Annotated in this window: 12 protein-coding genes; 8 read left to right on the top strand and 4 right to left on the bottom strand. The window is 60.2% G+C overall.

Translation table 11 applies throughout. The features are described from left to right. Nucleotides 1-137: 137 nt before the first annotated feature. The 7 genes from ACJ77P_RS01865 (at nucleotide 138) to ACJ77P_RS01895 (ending at nucleotide 9,664) form a co-directional block, all read left to right on the top strand. Nucleotides 138-2,825 (top strand): cation-transporting P-type ATPase, encoded by a 2,688-nt coding sequence (locus tag ACJ77P_RS01865; RefSeq protein ID WP_408998856.1) that lies wholly within the window; start codon nucleotides 138-140, stop codon nucleotides 2,823-2,825. Between the two features lie 68 nt (nucleotides 2,826-2,893). Next, nucleotides 2,894-4,663 carry a TIGR00341 family protein gene (locus ACJ77P_RS01870; protein WP_408998857.1) on the top strand — a complete coding sequence of 590 codons (1,770 nt, stop codon included), beginning with the start codon at nucleotides 2,894-2,896 and terminating at the stop codon, nucleotides 4,661-4,663. A gap of 6 nt (nucleotides 4,664-4,669) precedes the next feature. After that, nucleotides 4,670-5,491, top strand: coding sequence for an HAD-IIB family hydrolase (locus ACJ77P_RS01875; RefSeq protein WP_408998858.1), 822 nt, complete (start codon nucleotides 4,670-4,672; stop codon nucleotides 5,489-5,491). Next, nucleotides 5,466-6,779: a glycerate kinase gene (locus tag ACJ77P_RS01880; RefSeq protein WP_408998859.1), complete on the top strand. Its 1,314-nt coding sequence runs from the start codon at nucleotides 5,466-5,468 to the stop codon at nucleotides 6,777-6,779. The genes ACJ77P_RS01875 and ACJ77P_RS01880 overlap by 26 nt, the downstream gene beginning before the upstream one ends. Beyond that, on the top strand, nucleotides 6,776-8,035 hold the full coding sequence (locus ACJ77P_RS01885; protein ID WP_367359709.1) for a glycosyltransferase: 1,260 nt from the start codon (nucleotides 6,776-6,778) through the stop codon (nucleotides 8,033-8,035). The genes ACJ77P_RS01880 and ACJ77P_RS01885 overlap by 4 nt, the downstream gene beginning before the upstream one ends. Before the next feature lies 1 nt (nucleotide 8,036). Continuing rightward, nucleotides 8,037-9,248, top strand: coding sequence for a glycosyl transferase (locus ACJ77P_RS01890; protein ID WP_367359710.1), 1,212 nt, complete (start codon nucleotides 8,037-8,039; stop codon nucleotides 9,246-9,248). Nucleotides 9,249-9,421: 173 nt separating this feature from the next. Then, nucleotides 9,422-9,664, top strand: coding sequence for a hypothetical protein (locus ACJ77P_RS01895; protein WP_367359711.1), 243 nt, complete (start codon nucleotides 9,422-9,424; stop codon nucleotides 9,662-9,664). Nucleotides 9,665-9,688: 24 nt separating this feature from the next. Here ACJ77P_RS01895 and ACJ77P_RS01900 read toward each other — a convergent pair whose 3' ends face one another. From ACJ77P_RS01900 to ACJ77P_RS01910, 3 genes are all read right to left on the bottom strand, one after another. Next, complete coding sequence (locus ACJ77P_RS01900; protein WP_367359712.1) at nucleotides 9,689-10,741, bottom strand: TIGR04552 family protein; 1,053 nt, start codon at nucleotides 10,739-10,741, stop codon at nucleotides 9,689-9,691. A gap of 219 nt (nucleotides 10,742-10,960) precedes the next feature. Beyond that, on the bottom strand, nucleotides 10,961-14,962 hold the full coding sequence (locus ACJ77P_RS01905) for a translocation/assembly module TamB domain-containing protein (RefSeq protein ID WP_408998860.1): 4,002 nt from the start codon (nucleotides 14,960-14,962) through the stop codon (nucleotides 10,961-10,963). Further along, nucleotides 14,959-16,746 carry an autotransporter assembly complex protein TamA gene (locus ACJ77P_RS01910; RefSeq protein ID WP_408998861.1) on the bottom strand — a complete coding sequence of 596 codons (1,788 nt, stop codon included), beginning with the start codon at nucleotides 16,744-16,746 and terminating at the stop codon, nucleotides 14,959-14,961. The genes ACJ77P_RS01905 and ACJ77P_RS01910 overlap by 4 nt, the downstream gene beginning before the upstream one ends. A 298-nt stretch (nucleotides 16,747-17,044) precedes the next feature. On the opposite strand from ACJ77P_RS01910, the gene ACJ77P_RS01915 reads away from it, so the two are divergent. Next, complete coding sequence (locus ACJ77P_RS01915; RefSeq protein ID WP_408998862.1) at nucleotides 17,045-18,520, top strand: potassium/proton antiporter; 1,476 nt, start codon at nucleotides 17,045-17,047, stop codon at nucleotides 18,518-18,520. A gap of 99 nt (nucleotides 18,521-18,619) precedes the next feature. Here the strand turns inward: ACJ77P_RS01915 and ACJ77P_RS01920 are convergent, their stop codons facing one another. Beyond that, the gene (locus tag ACJ77P_RS01920) at nucleotides 18,620-20,692 is read right to left on the bottom strand and encodes a cation:proton antiporter (protein ID WP_408998863.1); all 2,073 of its coding nucleotides are present in this window, start codon (nucleotides 20,690-20,692) and stop codon (nucleotides 18,620-18,622) included. Between the last annotated feature and the right edge of the window lie 148 nt (nucleotides 20,693-20,840).

The raw sequence follows: 20,840 nt of genomic DNA on the forward strand, positions 1-20,840 counted from the left end.
GGACTATATCCTCGCGCGTTAAACTCCGCTTCCGTAGCCAACCTTCAATGCGTCTTTCGCAGCATGCCGTTTGAATCCTGCAGGATCGGGAAAAAACCTGGAAAGGAATTCCTGGTTGAGGAAAGGGGAAGGAAATCATGGACAATCTGATCGGCAAGCACTGGCATCATCTCCCCGCGGAAGAAGTCATCGATCTGCTGGACGGCAATAAGGACCAAGGCCTTGACCTCTTCGAAATCAATCACCGGCGGGAGAAGTTCGGCGCCAACACCCTGACGCAGAAGAAGGGCAAAGGCCCTCTTCTGCGCTTCCTCCTCCAGTTTCACCAGCCCCTCGTTTACATCCTTCTTGCGGCTGCTCTGATTACCTTTCTGCTTCAGGAATGGGTTGATGCCGGGGTCATTTTCGGGGTGGTTCTCGTCAATTCCGTGATCGGTTTTCTCCAGGAATCCAAGGCTGTCAAGGCCATGGAGGCCCTGGCCCAGACCATGGTGACCGAGGCCACGGTTCTGCGTTCGGGGGAAAAGAGGCGGATCTCGTCGGCCGAGGTGGTTCCGGGCGATATCGTCCTGCTCCAGTCCGGCGATAAGGTCCCCGCGGATATGCGCCTCCTGTCGATCCGGGATCTGCAGGTCGACGAATCAGCGCTCACGGGAGAATCCGTGGCCGTGCAGAAGTGCATGGAGGTCCTGCCCCACGATACGATTCTGGCTGAGCGGAAGAATATGGTCTATGGATCGTCCCTGGTCACCTATGGCCAGGCGAGCGGCATCGTCGTTTCCATCGGCGACGATACGGAGGTCGGACGGATTTCCGAACTCCTCTCCTCGACGGAGGAGCTGGAAACCCCTCTGCTCAAAAAAATCTCCGCATTCAGCAAGGTTCTTCTTTATGTCATCCTGGGCCTGGCGGCCCTCACGTTTGGCGTGGGGCTGCTGCGGGGCCAGGGCGCCTTCGACATGTTCATGGCCTCCGTCGCCTTGGCCGTGGGCGCCATCCCCGAAGGGCTGCCCGCCGCCATGACCATTACCCTGGCCATCGGCGTAGCGCGCATGGCGCGAAAGCAGGCCATCATCCGGAAGCTTCCCGCGGTGGAAACACTGGGAAGCACGACGGTCATCTGTTCGGACAAGACGGGAACGCTCACGGAAAACCAGATGACCGTCCAGGAGATTGCCGTGGGTTCGACGTTCTTTGAAGTGACCGGTGGAGGATACGCGCCTTCCGGCCGGATCCTGGCGCCTGATGGAACCGCTTCTCACGCTTCTTCCGCCGCCCTGTTGGAGTGTCTCCGCTGCGGTCTGCTGTGCAACGACAGCCTGATTGTGGAAAAGGACGAACGATGGACCGTTCAGGGGGACCCCACCGAGGGCGCTCTTCTGGTTGCGGCTGCCAAGGGAGGGCTTTCGGACCGGGAGGAAACGGAAGCGCGGCCGCGCCTCGATACGATTCCCTTCGAGTCTCAGCACCAGTACATGGCCACCCTGCACACCGTTCCCGAGGGCGGACTGGTTGTGTATGCCAAGGGTTCCGTGGAGGCGATGCTGGAGAGGTGCTCTCTGGCTCTGTCCTCCGACGGAGAGCAGGTGAAGCTCGATGCCGACGGAATTCTCGGGGCCGTGGACGCCATGGCCGCCAAGGGGCTGCGTGTCCTGGCCTTTGCCCGGATGGGCCTGCCTGAAGGCAGGAAAACGATCTCCCATGAGGACGTGGCGTCCGGCATGACCTTCCTGGGTCTGCAGGGCATGATCGACCCGCCCAGGGCCGAGGCGATAGAGGCGGTCAGGAACTGCCACAGCGCCGGCATAAACGTCAAGATGATCACCGGCGACCACGCCGTTACGGCCTCGGCCATTGCACGCCAGATCGGGCTCGTTCGTGGGGAAAAGGCCCTGACCGGGCGGGAACTGGCCGAGATGAGCGATTCGAAACTCCTGGAAACCGTTGAGGAGGTTTCCGTGTATGCCCGCGTGGCGCCGGAGCAGAAGCTGCGCCTCGTGGAGGCCCTCCAGACCCGCGGCCACATCGTGGCCATGACCGGCGACGGAGTCAACGACGCCCCCGCGCTGAAGCGCGCCGACATCGGCGTGGCCATGGGAATCACCGGCACCGATGTCGCCAAGGAAGCGGCGGACATGGTGCTTACGGACGACAACTTCGCCTCCATCGAGGCCGCCGTGGAGGAGGGGCGCGGGACGTTCGACAATCTCACGAAATTCCTCGTCTGGACCCTGCCGACCAATGTCGGTGAAGGCCTGGTGATTCTGACCTCAGTGCTTCTGGGAACCATGCTGCCCATCGTGGCCGTGCAGATCCTGTGGATCAACATGACGACGGCCGTGCTCCTCGGCCTGATGCTCGTTTTCGAGCCCAAGGAGCCTGACATCATGGCCCGCCCGCCCCGTGCTCCCGATGAGCCGATCCTGACCCCGGTGCTTGTGCGCCGGATGCTTCTCGTGGGGGTGCTGCTGGTGCTGGGGGCCTTCGGGCTGTTCAAGTGGGAGCTGTCGAAGAACGGGGCGACCCTTGAGGAGGCGCGGACGGTGGCCGTCAATCTCTTTGTTCTGGCAGAGCTCTTTTATCTCTTTAACTGCCGCTCCCTGACGAAATCACCTTTCGCACTGGGATTCTTCTCCAATCCCTGGATCTTCGCCGGTTGTTCCGCCATGATTCTTCTGCAGCTTCTTTTCACGTACGTGCCGGCGATGAACACGGCGTTCCACAGCGCGCCGATCGGGATCGATTCCTGGATCCGCCTTCTTGCGGTGGCTGTCTCGGTGATGCTCATCGTGGGCTTCGAGAAGCGTTTGCTCCGAAAGGGGTAAGTAAGGGGCGAGGCTCGGGGCAGCGCTTGGATGCCTGTTTGCCGCGCTTGTGGTGCCGATAGAGACAGATGGGCTATTGTCGGCCAGGCGGGACCCAAAGAAGCGCCCTGCCGGAAAAATATGACAAGCCTGGAACGGATCGCCGCAGGGGCATGATGCCGGATGCGGCGCTTCTGCACCAGATGGCAATTTCCGTGGACGTGAAGATGATTAAAAAACTGGAATACAGGATCAACCGTTGGCTGCGCGAGAGGCTTCCGGTGATCAATCATCGGGAGATCATCAAAAATATCTATGACGAGCTGGATATCACGGCCGGCTATTTCACCATCCTGACGCTGGCCAATCTCATCGCCCTCAGCGGCCTCATGATCAACAGCGCCCCGGTCATTATCGGAGCCATGCTGATTTCTCCGCTCATGGGACCCATTCTGAGCTTCGGATTCGCTTTCGTTACCGGGGATTCCCTGGTCTGGACGAAATCCCTCCGCAAGGTGGCCATCAGCGTTGTTGCCACGGTCCTTATCGCCACTCTGGCTTCCTACCTTTCCCCCCTCAGCGAAGTCACCCGGGAAATAAGCGCCCGGACCACACCCAACATCTTTGACCTGATGATCGCCTTTCTATCCGGAACGGCTGGTGCGGCGGCCATCTGCACCAAGAAGAACTATCTCACCATCGTTCCCGGAGTGGCCATCGCCACGGCCGTCATACCCCCACTGAGCGTGACGGGATTCGGTATTGGAAACGGCAATCCGACCATCGCCGCCGGCGCCTTTTTTCTTTTCTTCACCAATTTTGTCGCCATTGTACTTTCGACCTGCCTTGTCTTTTCCCTTTATGGATTCCGCCCCACGATGGCCGCCGAAGAAAACATGAAGAAATTGAAGCGCCGCCTCGTCTATCTGTCCCTGCTTCTCCTTTTGATCTCGGTCCCGCTGGTTTACACCCTTTCCCGGGGCGTTACCGAGATCAAGCTGAAACGGGATGTCGAAGCGTCTCTGAAACGACAGTTCAATCAGGAAAAGCGCTCGCGCCTGGCCACATTCCAGTTTACGGAATTGGACGACGGGGGCCTGCTGGAGATCGAGGCGGTTGTCAACGCTGTTGAATACCTCAAGGACAGGGAACTGGAGCTGGCTGAGCAGAAGGTGCGGGACAGACTGAAGAGGAAAGTGAGACTTCATGTCGAGCAGGTTAAGGTGCTGCCCCAGGGATTGGCGGAGCAGGACATCACATTAGCATCCGCTATCGTCCCCGCCAGGCCGACGAAGGAGATCCTTCAGGAGGCGAGGGAGGGGATTGTTCCCCTGATCCGGCAGGTGTCGGCCGAAGCGGAAGAGCTTATCTCCCCTTCCCGGATCACGGATTTCTCCGTGGCTTTTCAGGATAAAGCCTCCGCTTTGCTTCTGACCGTTCAGATCCGCCGCGATTACCCCCTGTCGGTTGAGGAACTGACGTGGCTGGAGAAATTTTTCAGCGCCTCCTTGAATATGCCGGTTCGCCTCCGAGTGGAGACGGTGCCCTTTGTCCCCGTGCTGTTTTTTAATCCGGGATCCACAGCGCTGACGGAGGCGATGAAAAAGGAGTTGGAGCCCCTTCGGGATGCCTATGCGAGAAACGACCGCATTCTCATTTCCCTGGAGGCCGTTGCGGAAGCGAACCTGCCCTACCGGGAAAGAATCCGCCTGGCCAATGAGCGGGCGGAGGCCCTCGCTTCCTTTCTCAGCGCGGAATGCCGGATCGCCCCTCTGCAGATCAGAAAAACCCTTGCCGCAAGGGCGGCCGGAAGGCCTTCGATCAAAATACTGGTTTCCACTCTGCCGGAAAGGGGGTAGGCGGAAATGAACATCCTGGTCTTTACGGATCTGGACGGGAGCCTTCTGAATCATGACGATTACTCCTTTGAAGAAGCCCGGCCGACCCTGGATCGGCTCCGGGGGGCGAAGATCCCCCTGGTTTTCGTAACCAGCAAGACGCGCCGGGAGGTGGAGCCTCTCCAGAACCGGCTGGGATTCCGGGAGCCCTTTATCGTGGAGAACGGCGGGGGAATTTTTGTTCCGAGGGGATACCGCAGCGTCTCCCTGCCCGAGGAATTCCGGGAGCAGGGGAATTTCTTCGTCCTCGCGCTGGGGTTGCCGTATGGAAGGATCCGCGGCGTATTTGCGGCGATGAAGAGCCGCTTCAAAATTACCGGATACGGCGACCTTTCTTCCCAGGAGGTGGCCGTACTTTCCGGGCTTGCCGTTGAAGAGGCGGAAAGGGCGAAGGCCCGGGAGTTTTCGGAGCCCTTTCTCCTGAAATCCGTCCCGGATCTTCCGGAGTTGGAGCGCCTGGCGGCGAGGGAAGGAATGAAGATCGTCCGCGGCGGAAGGTTTTACCATCTCATCGGCGACCGGCAGGACAAGGGGGCCGCCGTGCGCGGCGTGAGGTCCCTCTATCGGGGGATCTTCGGGATGGAGCACGTGGCCGTCGGCATCGGCGACAGTGAAAACGACCTGCCGATGCTGCAGGAAGTGGACGTTCCCGTTCTTATCCCCCACCCGGAGCGCGGCTGGCTGGAGGCTTCGCTGCCGGGGCTGGTGAAGGCCCCGGACCCGGGAAGCCGGGGTTGGAACGAGGCCCTGGGGAGGATATTGGATGAACTTGAAGCAGACAGCCCATGAGATCTTTTTCGAGGCCCTCCGCGCGGTGCTGCCGGAGGCCATGATCCGTGAAGCCCTGAAGATCGAGGGAAACGAGCTGATTGTCGGGGATCGGCGATATGGTCAGGAGCCCGGGCGGAAGCTCTTCGTCTTCGGCAGCGGCAAGGCTTCCGCCGGCATGGCAAAAGCGGTGACGGAAATTCTTGGAGACCGGGTCGCCGGCGGGCTGGTGGTGTCCAGTTACGAAGCGGAACTGGACCGCATTGACGTGGTCGTGGGCGCTCATCCCGTTCCCGATGCCCGAAGCGTCCATGCGGCGGAAAGACTGATGAGCGCGCTTTCCGGGCTCTCGGAGGAGGACTTTTTCATCTACCTTCTGTCCGGCGGAAGTTCCGCCCTGATTGAGAAGCCGATTTCTCCGCTGACCCTTCAGGATCTCCAGGAAATGTCGCGGATGCTTCTTGCGGCAGGCGTGCCGATCGACGAAATGAACGCGGTAAGAAAGCATCTTTCCCTGGTAAAGGGCGGCCGGTTGGGAGCGATGACGAAGGCGCGGGGGGTCGTTCTGGTGCTTTCCGATGTCATCGGCGACGACCTGGAGACCATCGGATCCGCCCCGCTGTATAAGGACCGCTCCACCATCGAGGATGTCCGCGACATCCTGGCCCGGTACGGCCTTTGGGAAAAGGCGCCCGCTGCCCTTCGGGTCCTGATGGAGCAAGGTCCCGCCGGGAAGATGGAAGAAACGCCCAAGGCGGCCAACCCCGGCATCGATCACGTTGTGGTGGGCAGCAATCGAAAAGCCCTGCGAAGGGCGAAGGAAAAAGCGCTGTCCCTGGGGCTCGAGGCCCATCTTGTGACGGACCGCCTGAAAGGAGAGGCGCGGGAGGCGGCAAAGTCCATTGTCGCCATGGGCAGGAAATTTCTGGCGAGCCGCATGCCTGAGCAGCCGCCCCTCTGCCTTCTCTTTGGCGGAGAGACGACGGTGACCCTTCGGGGTAACGGAAAGGGGGGCCGGAACCAGGAGCTCTGCCTGGCGGCTCTTCGGGAAATTCGGGATCAAGGCGGACTGCTTCTGTTATGCGCCGGGACGGACGGCATCGACGGAAGTTCGGAGGCTGCGGGGGCGCTGGTCGACGCCTCCGTCTGGACGCGCGCCCGGGAAATGAACCTTTCTCTTGATGACTTTCTGGATCGGAATGACTCCTCTTCCTTCCTGGAACGGACGGGGGGGGTGATCGTCACCGGTCCGACAGGGACGAATGTCATGGACATCTCGATTTTACTGGTTGGAGGTAACGAATCATGACCACGGCAATACGGTTTTCCTCGGCGTTGAGGCCTCATGTGAGGACGAAGATCGAGCAGCTCGGGACCGCCGACATCGTCATCGGCATTCCATCCTATGACAGCGGCGACACCATTTCCCATGTTGTTCAAGTCATCATCCAGGGCCTGGATCATTATTACAAGGACCGAAAGGCCCTTATCATGATTTCCGATGGGGGGTCCACGGACGATACGCGGGAACTTGCCCGGGCGATCGATCCGAAATCCTACAACATCGAGAGCATTGTCACCGTTTACCGGGGAAGCCACGGGAAGGGCTCCGGCCTGCGGGCCGTTTTTGAGGTCGCCGCTTTTCTCAGGGCCAGGGCGATTGCGGTGTTCGATTCCGATCTGCTTTCCATTACCCCTGAATGGGTACGGAACATCCTGGATCCGGTGATCGAGGGATATGATTACGTCGCTCCCGACTACAAGCGCTATAAACTGGATGGGACCATCACCAACACGATTGCCTACAACCTGACGAGGGCCCTTTACGGAAAAACAATCCGGCAGCCCATAGGCGGCGACTTCGGACTGTCTCCGGCCCTGATCAAGTTTTATTTGGATCAGGACGTCTGGGAGACGGACGTGGCCAAATTCGGGGTTGACATCTGGATGACCACGTCGGCCATTGTCGGCGGCTTTCGGATCTGCCAGGCAAAGCTTGGCGCGAAGGTGCACGGGCAGAAGGATCCCTCTGCGGACCTGGGGCCCATGTTCCGCCAGGTGGTGGGAACCACGTTTCAGCTCATGGAGCGCTACGAGGATTTCTGGCTGAAAGTCCGCCGGTCCCGGGAAGTTCCTTCCCTCGGCGAGTTCGTCGGTCAGGAGCCGCCGGCTTTTGAGATCAACCAGGAAGTTCTTCTCGAATACTTCAAGGTGGGGTTGAACAATTTCGGGACGGTGTGGCAGAACATCATCGATGAGGAGGATTTTACAGCCATTTCTAAACTGGCCGAGGTTGACCAGGGGGACCAGTTTTACCTCCCCATCGAAACGTGGGTCCGCATCGTCTACTGCTATGCGGGGGCGTTCCGGGCCACGCCGCGCCAGCGCTTCAAGGTGCTGGACACCATGGTGCCCCTCTATTACGGGCGAGTGGCCTCCCTGGTCAACGAGGTGCGGGACAAAAGCCCGACCGAGGCGGAGGCGCATTTTGAGGCCCAGGCCGAAGCCTTCGAACGCCAGAAGGATTACATGATCAAAATCTGGAGACGGAAAGGAGGAAGATGAAATGGCTGATTTTTATCAACACGGGATGATTACCACGTTACAGAGGCTGAAGGAGAGGCCTTCCGGAGAAATCGACGAGGAGCTTGTGGCGATCACCAGAAAGCGCGATACGGTTCTTCTGCTTCCGGCTCTCTTTTCCGAGTTTGAAACGCCTTCCATGCCGGTCATTATCGAGGAGCTGAAAAAGGTGCGGTATCTCAAGCGGATCGTTCTGTCGCTGGACCGGGCGGACGAACGCCAGTTCCAGAAGGCAAGGAAGCTGATGGGCGAGATTCCCACGGAGGTGGTTGTGGTCTGGCACGACGGCCCCCGGATGCAGGAATTGTATCGGGACCTGGCGGCAAACGATTTCAACATCCAGCGGCCCGGAAAAGGTCGGTCCGTCTGGATGACCCTGGGTTATGTCCTGGAGGATGAAGACGTATACGCCATCGCCCTGCACGACTCGGACATTCTGAATTACACCAGGGACTTTCTGTCCAGGCTGGTCTATCCGGTGGTTCATCCGGCCATTGATTTCGAATTCAGCAAGGGGTATTACGCTCGGGCAGGGGAGCGGCTCTACGGGCGGGCCACCCGGCTCTTCTATATCCCCCTGATCCGGGCAATGAAGCGGATCCTGAACTACAACCCATTTCTGGACTATCTGGGAAACTTCCGTTATCCCCTTTCGGGGGAATTCGCCCTGATCAGCACCCTGGCGCGAAGCATCCGGATCTCGCCCACCTGGGGGCTCGAAGTCTCTCTTCTGAGCGAAGTCTACCAGCGCGCTTCCCTCAACCGCATCTGCCAGGTGGAAATTACTGAATCTTACGAGCACAAGCATCAGGTCCTGGACAAAACAAACCCGGATGCCGGATTGATCCGCATGGCCACCGACATTGCCGAGGCCCTGTTCCGGATTTTGAGCCAGGACGGCATCGTTATGAGTTCGTCTTTCTTCCGGACGCTCTTCACGGCCTATATCGAGGAATCCCGCCTCGTGATCGAAAAATATCATGCCCTGTCCATGATCAACGGACTGAGTTATGACCGGCACAGCGAAATTGAGGCGGCAGAGGCGTTTGTGAAATCCCTTCAAACGGCGACGGAGGAATTTATCCGTAATCCCGTGGGAATTCCCATGCTTCCCGCCTGGGTCCGCGTCAGGGCGGCCATACCGGATTTTTCCGAGCGGTTGACGGAGGCGGTCAGACTCGACAATTCCCTGTAATGGCGGGATGACGGCTCAACGGGGAACAGAGCCGTTTGCAGCAGAAACGCCGCCGCATTTCTCCGCCGGCGAACATGATCGGACCCTGTGCCGGCCAAGGGATCGGACTGCCCGGGATCCGCGTTCAGGATGTGAGATGCTTTTCTAATGTTTCCGTAAAGGAAGGTCATGCCATGGAACTGGCCGATATCAATCAATGGGGAATCATCGTGCTGAGCTGCACGTCCATCTGGCTGGTGGGACGCAGGGAGCATTGGCGGCGCTGGGGGTTTGTTGTCGGCTTGATGGGGCAGCCCTTCTGGTTCTGGTCCTCGTGGCAGCACGAACAGTGGGGCATCTTTGCGGTATCCGTCTGGTATACTTATGCCTGGCTGCAGGGGATCTGGAATTTCTGGATCAAGCCGGCGGAAGGATAGGGCTCCGGTGCGGGAAGCTGTGCTTCATTCGCCGGCTTTGTCGTTCCAGACCATCCTTCCCCGGAGCAGGCGCTCCTTCACCCTGGATAATCTTCTGTCCTTGTACCGGACATGGCTGGCTTCGCCCTGTTCGTTCCCGGCATGGGACGCCTCGTCGACGATCTGGAATTCGGCAAGAACGTGAACGACCCGCGATGAAAGCCTCGCTCCGGGAGCCCAGAGTTCGAGCTGCCGGTCATCCAGGCGAATGGGGATGTCGACGACGAAGCTGGCCGTTCTGAAGGTGTCGTTTGTTTCCGGATTGGATGGCCCGCGCATTTCGTTCTCATACATCAAGTCCACCTGGAATTCCGGGATCATCCTGGAGATGCGGGGATGCCTGCGGATGAAATCCCGGAAATCAAAGATCGAATTGCGGCTCTCTCCCGGCACGGTGTAATGGAAGGGGAAAAGGTGAATGCTCAGGTAGGCGATGGCGGGTACGATCTCCTCAGCGGTTGCCGTAACGATGCGGAATCGGATCATGTCGTACAGGAGGGCTCTGTTCCCCTGCTTCTTGTGCAGCAGCTTGGTGATGATGGAGTCGCGGGTTTTGCGGCTGCACTGAAAATCAACAATGGGATATCCCCGCTCTTTCATCGCCTCAATGACGCGCACCGCCTTATCCTCGACGATGTGGTAGAGTTCATGCTCGGCGATGTTCAGCCGGGACTTGAGCTCCATCGCTTCCGCGTGATGGAGGACATGCATGACCTTCAGCACCACGCAGGCCTGACGCCTCCGCAGCGAATCCTTCCCTGCCGCAAGGAGCATGAGATCGCCTGCGGATGGGGCGTTGAAGATCTCCGGCAGGAAAGAGAAGCCGAAATTCCGCGTGAGATAGTCGATGGCGGACAAGCGCATGTTCTTCAGATATGACCGGTCCCCCTCGTCTTCCAGATCGAATCCGTTTGCGCGGAGGATGGCAAGGCACTCATCGAGCGATCCCACGTCCAGTCGATGCCAGTCGAGGACCGACCCTCCCCGTAGGACCAGCCTTGCCCTCTCCAACTCGCCGAGAGATAATTTGACAATCATCGTCTCCGTCCTCCATGATCGGCGCCGCCTTGATGAAATTCCGCCCTTCTGAAGAAATAAATAGGGAAATTAATCCTTTATGTCAATGAATTCATGGAAGGACAATAAAAAACGCCGGGTTCTCCGGGCCGGCATGACGGGCCGCTTCCTGTATCGATGCGTGTACGCCGGTTTTTTGCCGCTCCCTCATTGCGGGTCGCGAGCGGAGGCCTGCCGGAGTTATCGAAATTCAATTTTGTAGTAGAAGTCCACTCCGCTTTCCGTTCCCGTCTGAGTTTCAACCTGCCAGTTTCCGTGAAGGTCGTACCGAAGGAGGAACCGATTGCTGCCGGTAAAGAGGGACCGACCATAGCTGATATAGAGCTTCGGGGTCAAATATTTTCCCACGGTGGCCATGGCCCGGGAGAGATTGTTCTCCGAGGCCGCCGCGGCGGAGCCCGGCGAGGCAAGGGGGCGAGCCGTATAGGCATCCCAGCCCGGGGCGTTTTCGCTGCGGGTAGAAACCTCCAGAGAACTGAGACCAAGCCGGGTGGCGAGCTTGTCCTGCAGGACGACCGACTGGCCGGCCGACAGGAGGCTTTCCGCCGCCATGGTGAGGAGGTCAACCTGTTCCCCCGATCTGCCGAGAGGGCGTCCGAGGACGATATAACTGAGGATGTCCACATCCTCCATGGAGGGTTCCGAGTACAGGCTGACCACCGGCGACTGCGCGGTTCCCGTTACCAGGACACCGGCCCGGACGGATCCGGCGGTGCGGAGGGCCAGGACATCGAGGGACGGCCTGCCGATGGCGCCGCCGGCGTAAAAGAACCTTCCCCGAACGATCTCCAGCGTCACACCGTAGGCCTGGTAGCGTCCCTTGACGATCCGGATCTCTCCGGTGCTTGTGATCCGTTCGATATGGCGCAGAGCCTTTATCTGCAGCGCCCCCCCCAGTTGGGCATCAATTCCCGCCAGTTTCACAAAGGCCCGATCGCCTACTGTCAGAAGGATCTGCAGGTCCACATCCAGGGGAAAGGCCTTCGATTCGATGGGGGGGCGGCCTTCGATCTTCACATCCGGACTCGGCCGGATGACCCCTTGAACAGGTGATCCGGCTATGTGGAGCTCCGGAAGATGCACCTCGCCGCGAACGGCCAGCTTATCCGGTGTTCCCTCGACGGTGAGCCGAGGTGATGCGTACAGCTGAAGTTCCGGGAAATAGACCGTGCGAAACCGCTCGCCCGCCATCGTGATCCGGTAGCCCGACACCTTCCATTCCTTCAACCGGATGAGGGCCGTTCCCCCGACATGGCCGGGGCCGGAGACGGCGCGGAAAGAATCAACGTGCAGTGCGTCCTTTTCGAGGCGTCCGGACATCTGGACATCCTTCAGACGGATGCCCGCCGAGGGGATGTAAGCCCCCGCATTGGCCAGACGGATCTTTCCCTCCAACTGCGGTTCCTTCCATTGTCCGCCGACCGCCAGGTCCAACTCGAGGTTCCCCTGGCTTTCCTGCACGGCTCCGGGGAACAGGATGGCGAGAAGCCCCCTCTCCCGGATTTGGGCGGTCAGGAGCCCTTCGATTCTTCCCTGCGGGTTGGCGGCTGCGGGAAAGCGTGCGGGGATCGGCAGCCGATATCGGCCCTGCACCTTCCCGTAATCAGCGAGGGCCAGGGTTGCCGTTCCGCTCAGCGACTCTTCGCGCCAGGCCCAGGTGGCCTCCGCCTTGTCGATGTGTGCCGTGATGTCCAGATTCCCTCTGCGCTGGCGGATTGCCCCCTGGGCGAGGAAAGCCGATCCGGCGAGCTCAAAGCGCTTTGCAGGGCGGATCACACCGGTGAGGCCGCCCCCCAGAAGCCCGCGGATCTCGACGCCGGGTTCACTGGGAAGCCAGGGGCGGAGGAGGGCAAGGTCGACGTGAGACCATCTGGCCTTGAACTCTCCCCGGTCCGGCACGAAAGAGCGGGCTGGAAAGGCGCAGTAAAATGTGCCGTGGAGCATGCCGTCCTTTTGCAGCCCGATTTCCAGCCTGCCGCTGAGCCCTTTTTCGCTACCCAGGAGGGCCGCATCCAGCCGCCGCACGGTGATGTGCCTGCCTTCAGCTCCGATGGTGCCCCTGAGGTCGGTCCTGGCCTTCAGGGAAAAATGGTCCCTGCTCGCCAGGTCAAGGCGAAACTCCCCGTTTGCCACACCCCTCACCTGAGCCGCCGTCAGCCAGGGGTCGAAGCGGGCGAGATTCAATCCACTGATGCGCAGGGAGGCGTTTCCGCGCAAGCCGGGGCGGAAGAGGTCCGCGGCGGCTTCGATGCGCTCCCCGGGTGTCCCGGTTACGACGAGGGGGCCCAGGGACATCCGCTCCTTTCCCAGGGAAAGGGCTGCAGGTGCGGACAGGTGCCACGGACCGACAGCGTCGCGGCCGGAAAAACGGAGGAGGTGTCCCTGCCACCGCCCGTCGGCATAACCGCCGGCAAGTTGTAGGAGCGTCTCGGCGCCGGGAGCGCTCAGCGCGGCCTGGATCGTGTGTCGCGTGCCCGTTCCCAGCGCTTCCAGGGTGGCGGCATTGACGCGCAGGCCGTTGTAGGCAACCGTGTGCAGTGTCGCGGACATGTGCAGCGGATCGTCCTGCTTCGGGCCGATTCGGGCGGTCAGATCCGCCGAATCGATCCGGAGGCCGTCCGACGCCAGGGCCCGGGCGCGTCCGCGGATGGCTCCGCTGAACCGGTCTTCATCCCTGCGTATCCAGCCGTCGGCATTCAACGTTCCGGATGCCCCGGGAACGAGCCTGGAAAGATCGCTGATCCTTGCGTCCAGGGCCAGCCGCTTGTCCAGTTCGCCCGCCGCATGGATAGAGAAGCCCCTGCCGTGAAGGTTCAGGAATTCTATCCGGATGCTCTCTCCGGCGAAGGCGCCGCGCACATTTCCCGTCAGCGTCCGGCCGTGAAGCCGGCTTTCGAGGAGGGTCCCCTGGAGATCGCCCTGCAGGGGCGCATCCCCTGCCTTGAACAGGCTGCCGGCCAGATCGAAATTGATGAGTCCCTTCCAGTCGGGGGTGATGCCTGAGGGGTCCAGCTTCCTTCCCCGGATGGCGCCTTCCAGGCGAACACCGCCGGTCCAGTCGATTTTCAGGTCTCCCCCGAGGGTTCCCTTCAGGATCGTTCCCGCCAGGGAGGTCAGTTTCATGCCCTTTTCATGGCCCTCGTAGGCGCCGGAGAAACGAAGGGCGTGCCAGCCGGGGCCGGTGTTGGCGATGGCAAAGCGGCCCCGGTAATTTCCCGTGGTTCCGGCAAAGCTCAGCGTTCCTTCCATGTTTGTCGCCGTGCCGATCTGCCGGGCCAGATCGACCCCGGCGGCCTGAAGCTCCACCGTCATCGAAGGGTCGATGGAGCTGAAGTCGATGGCGGCCCCACCGGTGAGTGTGCCGTGCAGATCATCGCCGGTGAGGCGGAGATTGCGGAAACGGAGGGCCTTCTGCTCCACGCCCGCTTCACCTGACAGCTCCACGCCCGGCATCTCCTGGTCATTTCCCCCTGCTCCGGCGAAGGTGAATGCCCCCGCCGCCTGTTCCGGCTCTCTGGCCGGTTGAAGGCGGGTATGCAGAACGAAGCGCTCCAGGCCGCCGATAGACTTCTCCGGATAGAGGGTCAGGTCGGTCACGAGGGAAGGGCGGTTCATGCCCATGTCGATCGTTCCCTCCACCTTCAGAGACGGCATGGCGGCGCGAACCCCCGCCAGGATGAGATGACCGCTTTGCCATCGTGCGGTGCCGGAAAATTCATGAACAATGACGGGCGGATCGCTTCCCTTTCGGTATTCGAGGCCGTTCAGGCCCAGGCGCGACACCTCCAGCGTGACGAAATGTAACGCATCCGGCAGCTTCGGCCATTTCAGGGAAAGGGGGGTTCGAGGCCCGTCATCCCGGATTCTCACGCCTCGTGCGGCAATCCTGCCGATATCGACGTGCGCCAGCAAGAGATAGAGCGGATTCCATTCGAGGGCCAGCCGGTCGATTTCCACCGTCTGCTGCGCCGATCCGATCCGTATTCCAGAGAGATCCAGCCGGTCGGACAGCCGCCCCTCCACGGAGCGGATGCTGATTTCGGCCGACGCCAGGCGGCTGAGGGTGTTCACCAGCCATCGGGCCCCCGCCGTCGTTCCGGCCAGCCAGGCCATCCCGCCCATCACGATGCCAAGGACGAAAAGCAGGATTCCCAGCGACAGAAAACAGCCCCGCCGCCTCATAGCTGGAACCCCACGGTGAAATGGATGCGGTATGAAGGATCATCCCTTCCGATCTGGCGGGCGATAGAGAAATTCAGGGCGCCGACGGGAGTGTAGTAGTGGACACCGACTCCAGCCCCCTGATGGAGCCGGAAGGAGGAGAACGAGTCGAAGGCGTTCCCGGCATCGTAAAACACAGAGACGCTCCAGTCCTTGTAGAGGGCCCGTTCAAGCTCAACGCTTCCGGACAGAAGGTGCTTCCCTCCCGCCAGATCGCCCTCCGAGTCCCGCGGAGCGAGGGATTTATAGGCATACCCCCGGACGCTCTGATCGCCGCCGGCAAAAAAGCGCAGTGACGGGGGGAGCTGGCTGAGGGGGTCGCTCAGGACCGTGAGCGCTGCGGCTGCCCGGGTATGGAGTGTCAGGCTCCACGGCAGCGGCGTCAAACGGCTTCCCTCGGCGATTCCCTGGAACAGGCCCATTTCCGACCCCAGGGCTTCGTGGGTTCCCCGCACCTCCACCATGTAGCGGAATCCACTGCGGGGATGGGTTGGATGGTCATAACGGTCATCGGCCAGGCGCAGACCCGGCAGAACGGAGAAATATCGTGAATTCCCCTCCCCGAGAGTGCTGTCTTCGTAGAGAAGCCGGAGATAGGCCGCACCGAGCATTTTGGCCCGGAAGCTTCGATTCAGGGAGAATTCCGACGATACCAGGCGGCTGCGGTAAGCGTCGATGTCCTCCTGCTGGAGGTTTATCTGCGCGGAGAAAAAGCTTTTGGCATCGGGGATGCCGTGAATGATGTACGTGGAGGCCAGCCCTTGAAGGCGTTCGGAAATAAAGAGATTTTCCGATATCTCGTGTCCGCGGGAAAAAAGATTCAAGTCGCGGTACCGGACGGTGAAGCGGGCGCCGGTGTCCGTACCATAACCGAGCCCCGCCCTCAGGCTTTGGGACGGCGCCTGGGTAAGCTCGACCGTCACAGGCACGGTGTTTCCCGGGGATTCGCTTGCTCCCGGAATGACCCGCACCTCCCGGAAGCGTTCGGAGTCCAGGTAGTTGCGCTGGGTCTCCACGAGCCTGGCGGGAGAGAAGATCTCCCCCGTTCTGAAGGTTACGTACCTCTGCAGAAAGGTTTCCGGGTAGTCGGGAGCCCCCTGAATGGTGAGCTTTCCGAAGCGGTGCCGGTCTCCCGTTTCCAGGACGAGCCCGATGCGGGAGGCGGAAAGGGATTCGTCAATGAGGATCTCGTGGACTGAAAAATGCGCATCCCGGTAGCCCATCTCCTGGGCCCGCCCCTGAAGGGCCGCCTTGGACCGTTCATAAAGCTGATGCAGGAGAACGTCCCCTTTTCTAAGGGGGAAAGCGTCTGCCATCTCCTGCAGGGGGGCCTCCTGTGAGCCGGAGCCCTGGATGGCCACCTTCACCTCGTCGACTCGAACAGCATCGCCCGGGGAAATCTCCACCCGCAGAAGATGGCTCCCTTCCTCCGGCGCTTCAGTCACCACCTTCACCTGGGCCCGGTAATAGCCGAAAGGCTCCAGGGCCCTGCGGGCATTTTCCTCCGCCTGGGAGGCGAAGCGCTCCAGCCAGAGCAGGTCTACCCTGCCTTCACGCACCAGGCCGGGGGGGATGGCCAGGGCGGCCTGAACGTTTTTCAGGGCCTCGCCCTCCAGCCCGACGACGAGAACCCTGACCGGATCAGCGGACAGCAGTCGCGCGGGGCAGAGCAGAAGCATCACAGCCAGGAGTGCCGCCGAACATCCCCTCAACCCGGCTCTTCCGGGCCGATCAAACCTCTTCATTGCTATTGGGCCTGCCTTTCCAGGATTGACGCACGCAAGCCCGCATCCCAAAACAGTGGTGCAGGCGGGTGTGCATTTGTTGCGCTTCTATGCTATGAAATTAGACTCAAAAGGATACAATCGCAAGGTGAAAATAAAAGCGAGAAACAAGGTGCGCCATGTGCCGGGGGGATTGAATTCTTCCGTGTCCCGCATTCGGGCAGGGATGTGCACAAAATTGCGGTGGCGGATCCGGGATGAAGGAGAGCGGAAGTTCTATGGGGCGGAGCAGTGTGGCGCAGTGCGGGGCGGTTAGAACATGATACCGATTGAATATGTCATCCTGATCGGTTCGCTCCTGATCATTCTCAGCATCGGTGTTGCCAGGCTTTCCGAAAACCTGGGCGTGCCTGTCCTGCTGCTCTTTTTGGGCATCGGCATGCTGGCGGGTTCGGAAGGTCCCGGCGGGATCTATTTCGACGATGCCGCACTGGCCCAGGCAATCGGCGTCATGGCCCTGATTTTCATCCTTTTTGCGGGGGGGCTCGACACCCGATGGCCGGAGGTCAAGCCAACCGTCTGGCAGGCGACAAGCCTCGCCACTCTCGGCGTTCTTCTTACGGCGGTTTTGGTCGGCCTCTTCGCATTTTACGTACTCAAGCTTTCCCTGATCAGCGGACTGCTTCTCGGAGCGATCGTTTCTTCAACAGATGCCGCCGCGGTGTTTTCCGTCCTCCGTTCCAGGAACATCAGCCTGCGGGGGCAGCTCAAACCTCTTCTGGAGCTCGAATCGGGAAGCAATGATCCCATGGCTGTTTTTCTCACCGTGGGCATCCTTCAGCTCATGACGATTCCCGGTACGTCCCTGCGGTCCATTGCCGTTCTCTTTGTCGTCCAGATGGGTCTCGGGATTGTTTTCGGCCTGGGATTGGGAAAACTGATGGTCCTGATGTTCAACCACATGAAATCCTCTTATGAGGGGTTCTATCCCGTTTTCGCCATGGCGGCCGCGTCTTTCATTTACGGTTCGACGGCGGTCTGCGGGGGCAGCGGCTTCCTTGCCGTTTACATCGCCGGGTTGATTGCCGGAAACAGTGAATTCATCCACAAGAAGAGCATGCTGCGATTCTTCGACGGTTTTGCCTGGCTCAGTCAGATCACCATGTTTCTCACCCTCGGATTGCTGGTTTTTCCCTCCAGGATCATCCCTGTGATCGGAGTCGGCCTTGCCTGCTCGTTTTTCCTCATGCTGGTCGCCCGTCCCGTGGGTGTCCTGATCTCCCTGCTCTACGCCCGGCTTCAATGGAGGGAGAAGATCTTGGTCTCCTGGGTCGGCTTGAGAGGGGCCGTCCCGATCGTTCTTGCCACCTTCCCGCTGCTGGCGGGTATTCCGGAAGCGGAGTCCATCTTCCATGTCGTCTTTTTTATCGTCCTCACCTCCGCCCTGTTTCAGGGGTGGTCCATCCCCGCCGTCGCCCGGCTGCTCGGGCTCCAGGCGCCGTTTGAACGGAAGCAGCGGTATCCTATCGAGTATGCGCCTGTAGAGGGGGATGATACCAGGCTCGAAGAACTGGTCATCCCCTTCGATGCCGCCGTTGCGGGGCGACCGCTTGTGGAGTTGGGGCTTCCCCGCGATGCGCTCATTGTCCTGGTGAGCCGCAACGGGAGCTTCTTTGTGCCCGGCGGCGGAACGGTTCTCGAAGAGGGGGATATTGTTCAGGTGCTTGTGAGCGCAACGGGGCTCCCTGAGGTCCGGGAGATCCTGCTGAGCTTGAAGGAGGAAGAGCCGGAATAGGGGCGCCCGATCCTGGAAACCACACCCCTGCCGGAAGCGTTCGCGGGGAGGTGCCGGCCGCCTTGAGAGGCGTGTCCGGCCGGCTCGGAACGATCCGGCTCAGGGAGAAATCGTTTCTGCACCGGTTGGACTGCCCTGATCCCATTCCTGGAAGGCACGCAGCTGCTTGGAATCCCCCAGAACGCCGATGAAATCCCCATCCTGGAACTGGAAATCCGGGGTGGGATTCGGGAAAAGGGCCTCACTGCGGATCACGGCGACAACGGAAGCGCCGGTGAGTGAGCGGATGCGCAACTCTTCGATGGAGTGGCCGATGAGGGGGCTTCCTTCCTTCAGCAGCAGCCAGTTGAGTTCCAGCAGCCGGGAAGCGCTCTGCAACTGCGAGAGTGTCCGGTAGGAACTGTCGGAATCATAGAGGGGGGCGTAAAGCTCATAGCGGATCGCATCCAGAAGGGACTGCACCTTATCCGGTGGAAATTCAAAGTGCAGCAGGGCCTGACGCGTAAACTCCAGGCTGGCTTCAAATTCCGGCTGGACCACTTCGTAAACGCCCCGGGCATGAAGGTCTTTCATGTGTTCAATGCTGATCGCCCTGGCGAAAATTTTCAGCTCGGGATGAAGGGTGTGGGCCTGGGCCGCAATGGCCTGAGAAACAACGGCGGAGGGTACGGTGATGAGCAGCAGCTTTGCCCGGCGGATCTGCGGTGTTTCCAGGACGGAGGCCTGGCCGGCGTCTCCGAAGATGGCCGGGAAATTCAGGGCTTTCAGCTGTTCGAACCGGTGAAAATCGATCTCGATGACGACGAACTCGACGCCGAACCGGTGCAGGATCCTGGCGATGTTCAGGCCGACCTGTCCGCCTCCCGCAATCACCACGTGATTCGACATTCCGGACTCCGGCAGATTGATGGTCTGCAGAGGCTCCCGAATCGTCCGCGAACGAAAGAAGGAATAGATCGGCGACGTCAGATTGGAAAGAAAGGGAGTCAGAAACATGGTGGCCACGGTAAGGGTGAGCACGAGGGAATAGAGTTCGGAGCTGATTGAAGAGGTGTTCAGGCCCACCCGGGCCAGGACGAAAGAGAATTCACCCACCTGGAAAAGCCCCAGGCCCACGGCCAGGGGAATGACGTTGCGGTAGGAAAACAGCCGGCTCAGGCCTGCGAAGATGAGCCCCTTGCCCACGGTCACAAGGACCACGAGGATCAGGACGGTTTTCAAGTGGGACCATAAAAAAGCCGGATCCAGCAGCATTCCGACGGAAGCAAAAAAGAGCAGGCTGAAGACATCCCGGAGAGGTATGATTTCGCTCAGGGCCTGATGGCCATAGTCCGACTCGCTGAGAACCAGTCCCGCAATGAAGGCGCCGAAGGCGAAAGACAGACCGAACAGGTAGGTCCCGTAGCCGATGCCGAGGCCGAGGGCGATCACGGACAGGAGAAACAGCTCCCGGGATTTCCATCCGGCAATGCGCCGGAGAATCCAGGGAATGAGCTGTGTGCCGAGAAAAATCATCCCCAGCAGGAATAAGGCCGCCTTCAGGATGGACAGGGCCAGCAGCGGCAGGCCGGTTTCGGGATGGCTCAACTGCGGAAGAACAATCATCATCGGAACGACGGCCAGATCCTGAACAATGAGCATCCCGATCATGACCCTGCTGGAAAGGGTGCCCATCCAGCCCTGACTCATGAGGGTCTTGAGGATCACCATCGTGCTTGACAGAGAGATCAGCGCCCCGAACCAGAGGGAGGTTTTCCAATCCCACCCCTGCCAGGAGCCGATGGCGAAGCCGAAGCCGATCGTCAGGAGGATCTGGATGGGGGTTCCCAGAAGGGCGATTCTGCGGACGGGCCGCAGTTCCCGCAGGGAGAATTCCAGCCCCAGGGCGAAAAGCAGCAGGGCCACGCCGATTTCCGCCAGCTTTTCGATGACCTGGAGATTGGATACATTGATGCCCCCGGTGTGCGGCCCGATAAAGATGCCGGCCAGGATGTATCCCAGGACCAGCGGCTGCCGGAAGAGTTTCGCCACCAGCCCTCCCGCCAGGGAGGCAATGACGATAATGACGATGTCTGCTGCGATGCCCATAGCTTTAAAGAGTGTCTTCCAATGGCCGCCCCGGATCAAGGCGCGGATTTTGTCGGCTTCGGTTTCGAATTCTGGATGCAGCACCTGTTGCAGGGCTCATGCCCGCTTTGCTCTTTCCTGCCTGGTCGCCCTGAAGTTCATGGGGATCGAACAGTCATGGCCCTCTTCTCCATCATGAGTGAGATTGAAGACAGGCCATTTTAGGGCATGTTCCCAAAAAAAATCCACAGAA

The sequence above is a fragment of the Syntrophus buswellii genome (genome assembly GCF_046097065.1).
Classification (GTDB): Bacteria; Desulfobacterota; Syntrophia; order Syntrophales; family Syntrophaceae; genus Syntrophus; species Syntrophus buswellii.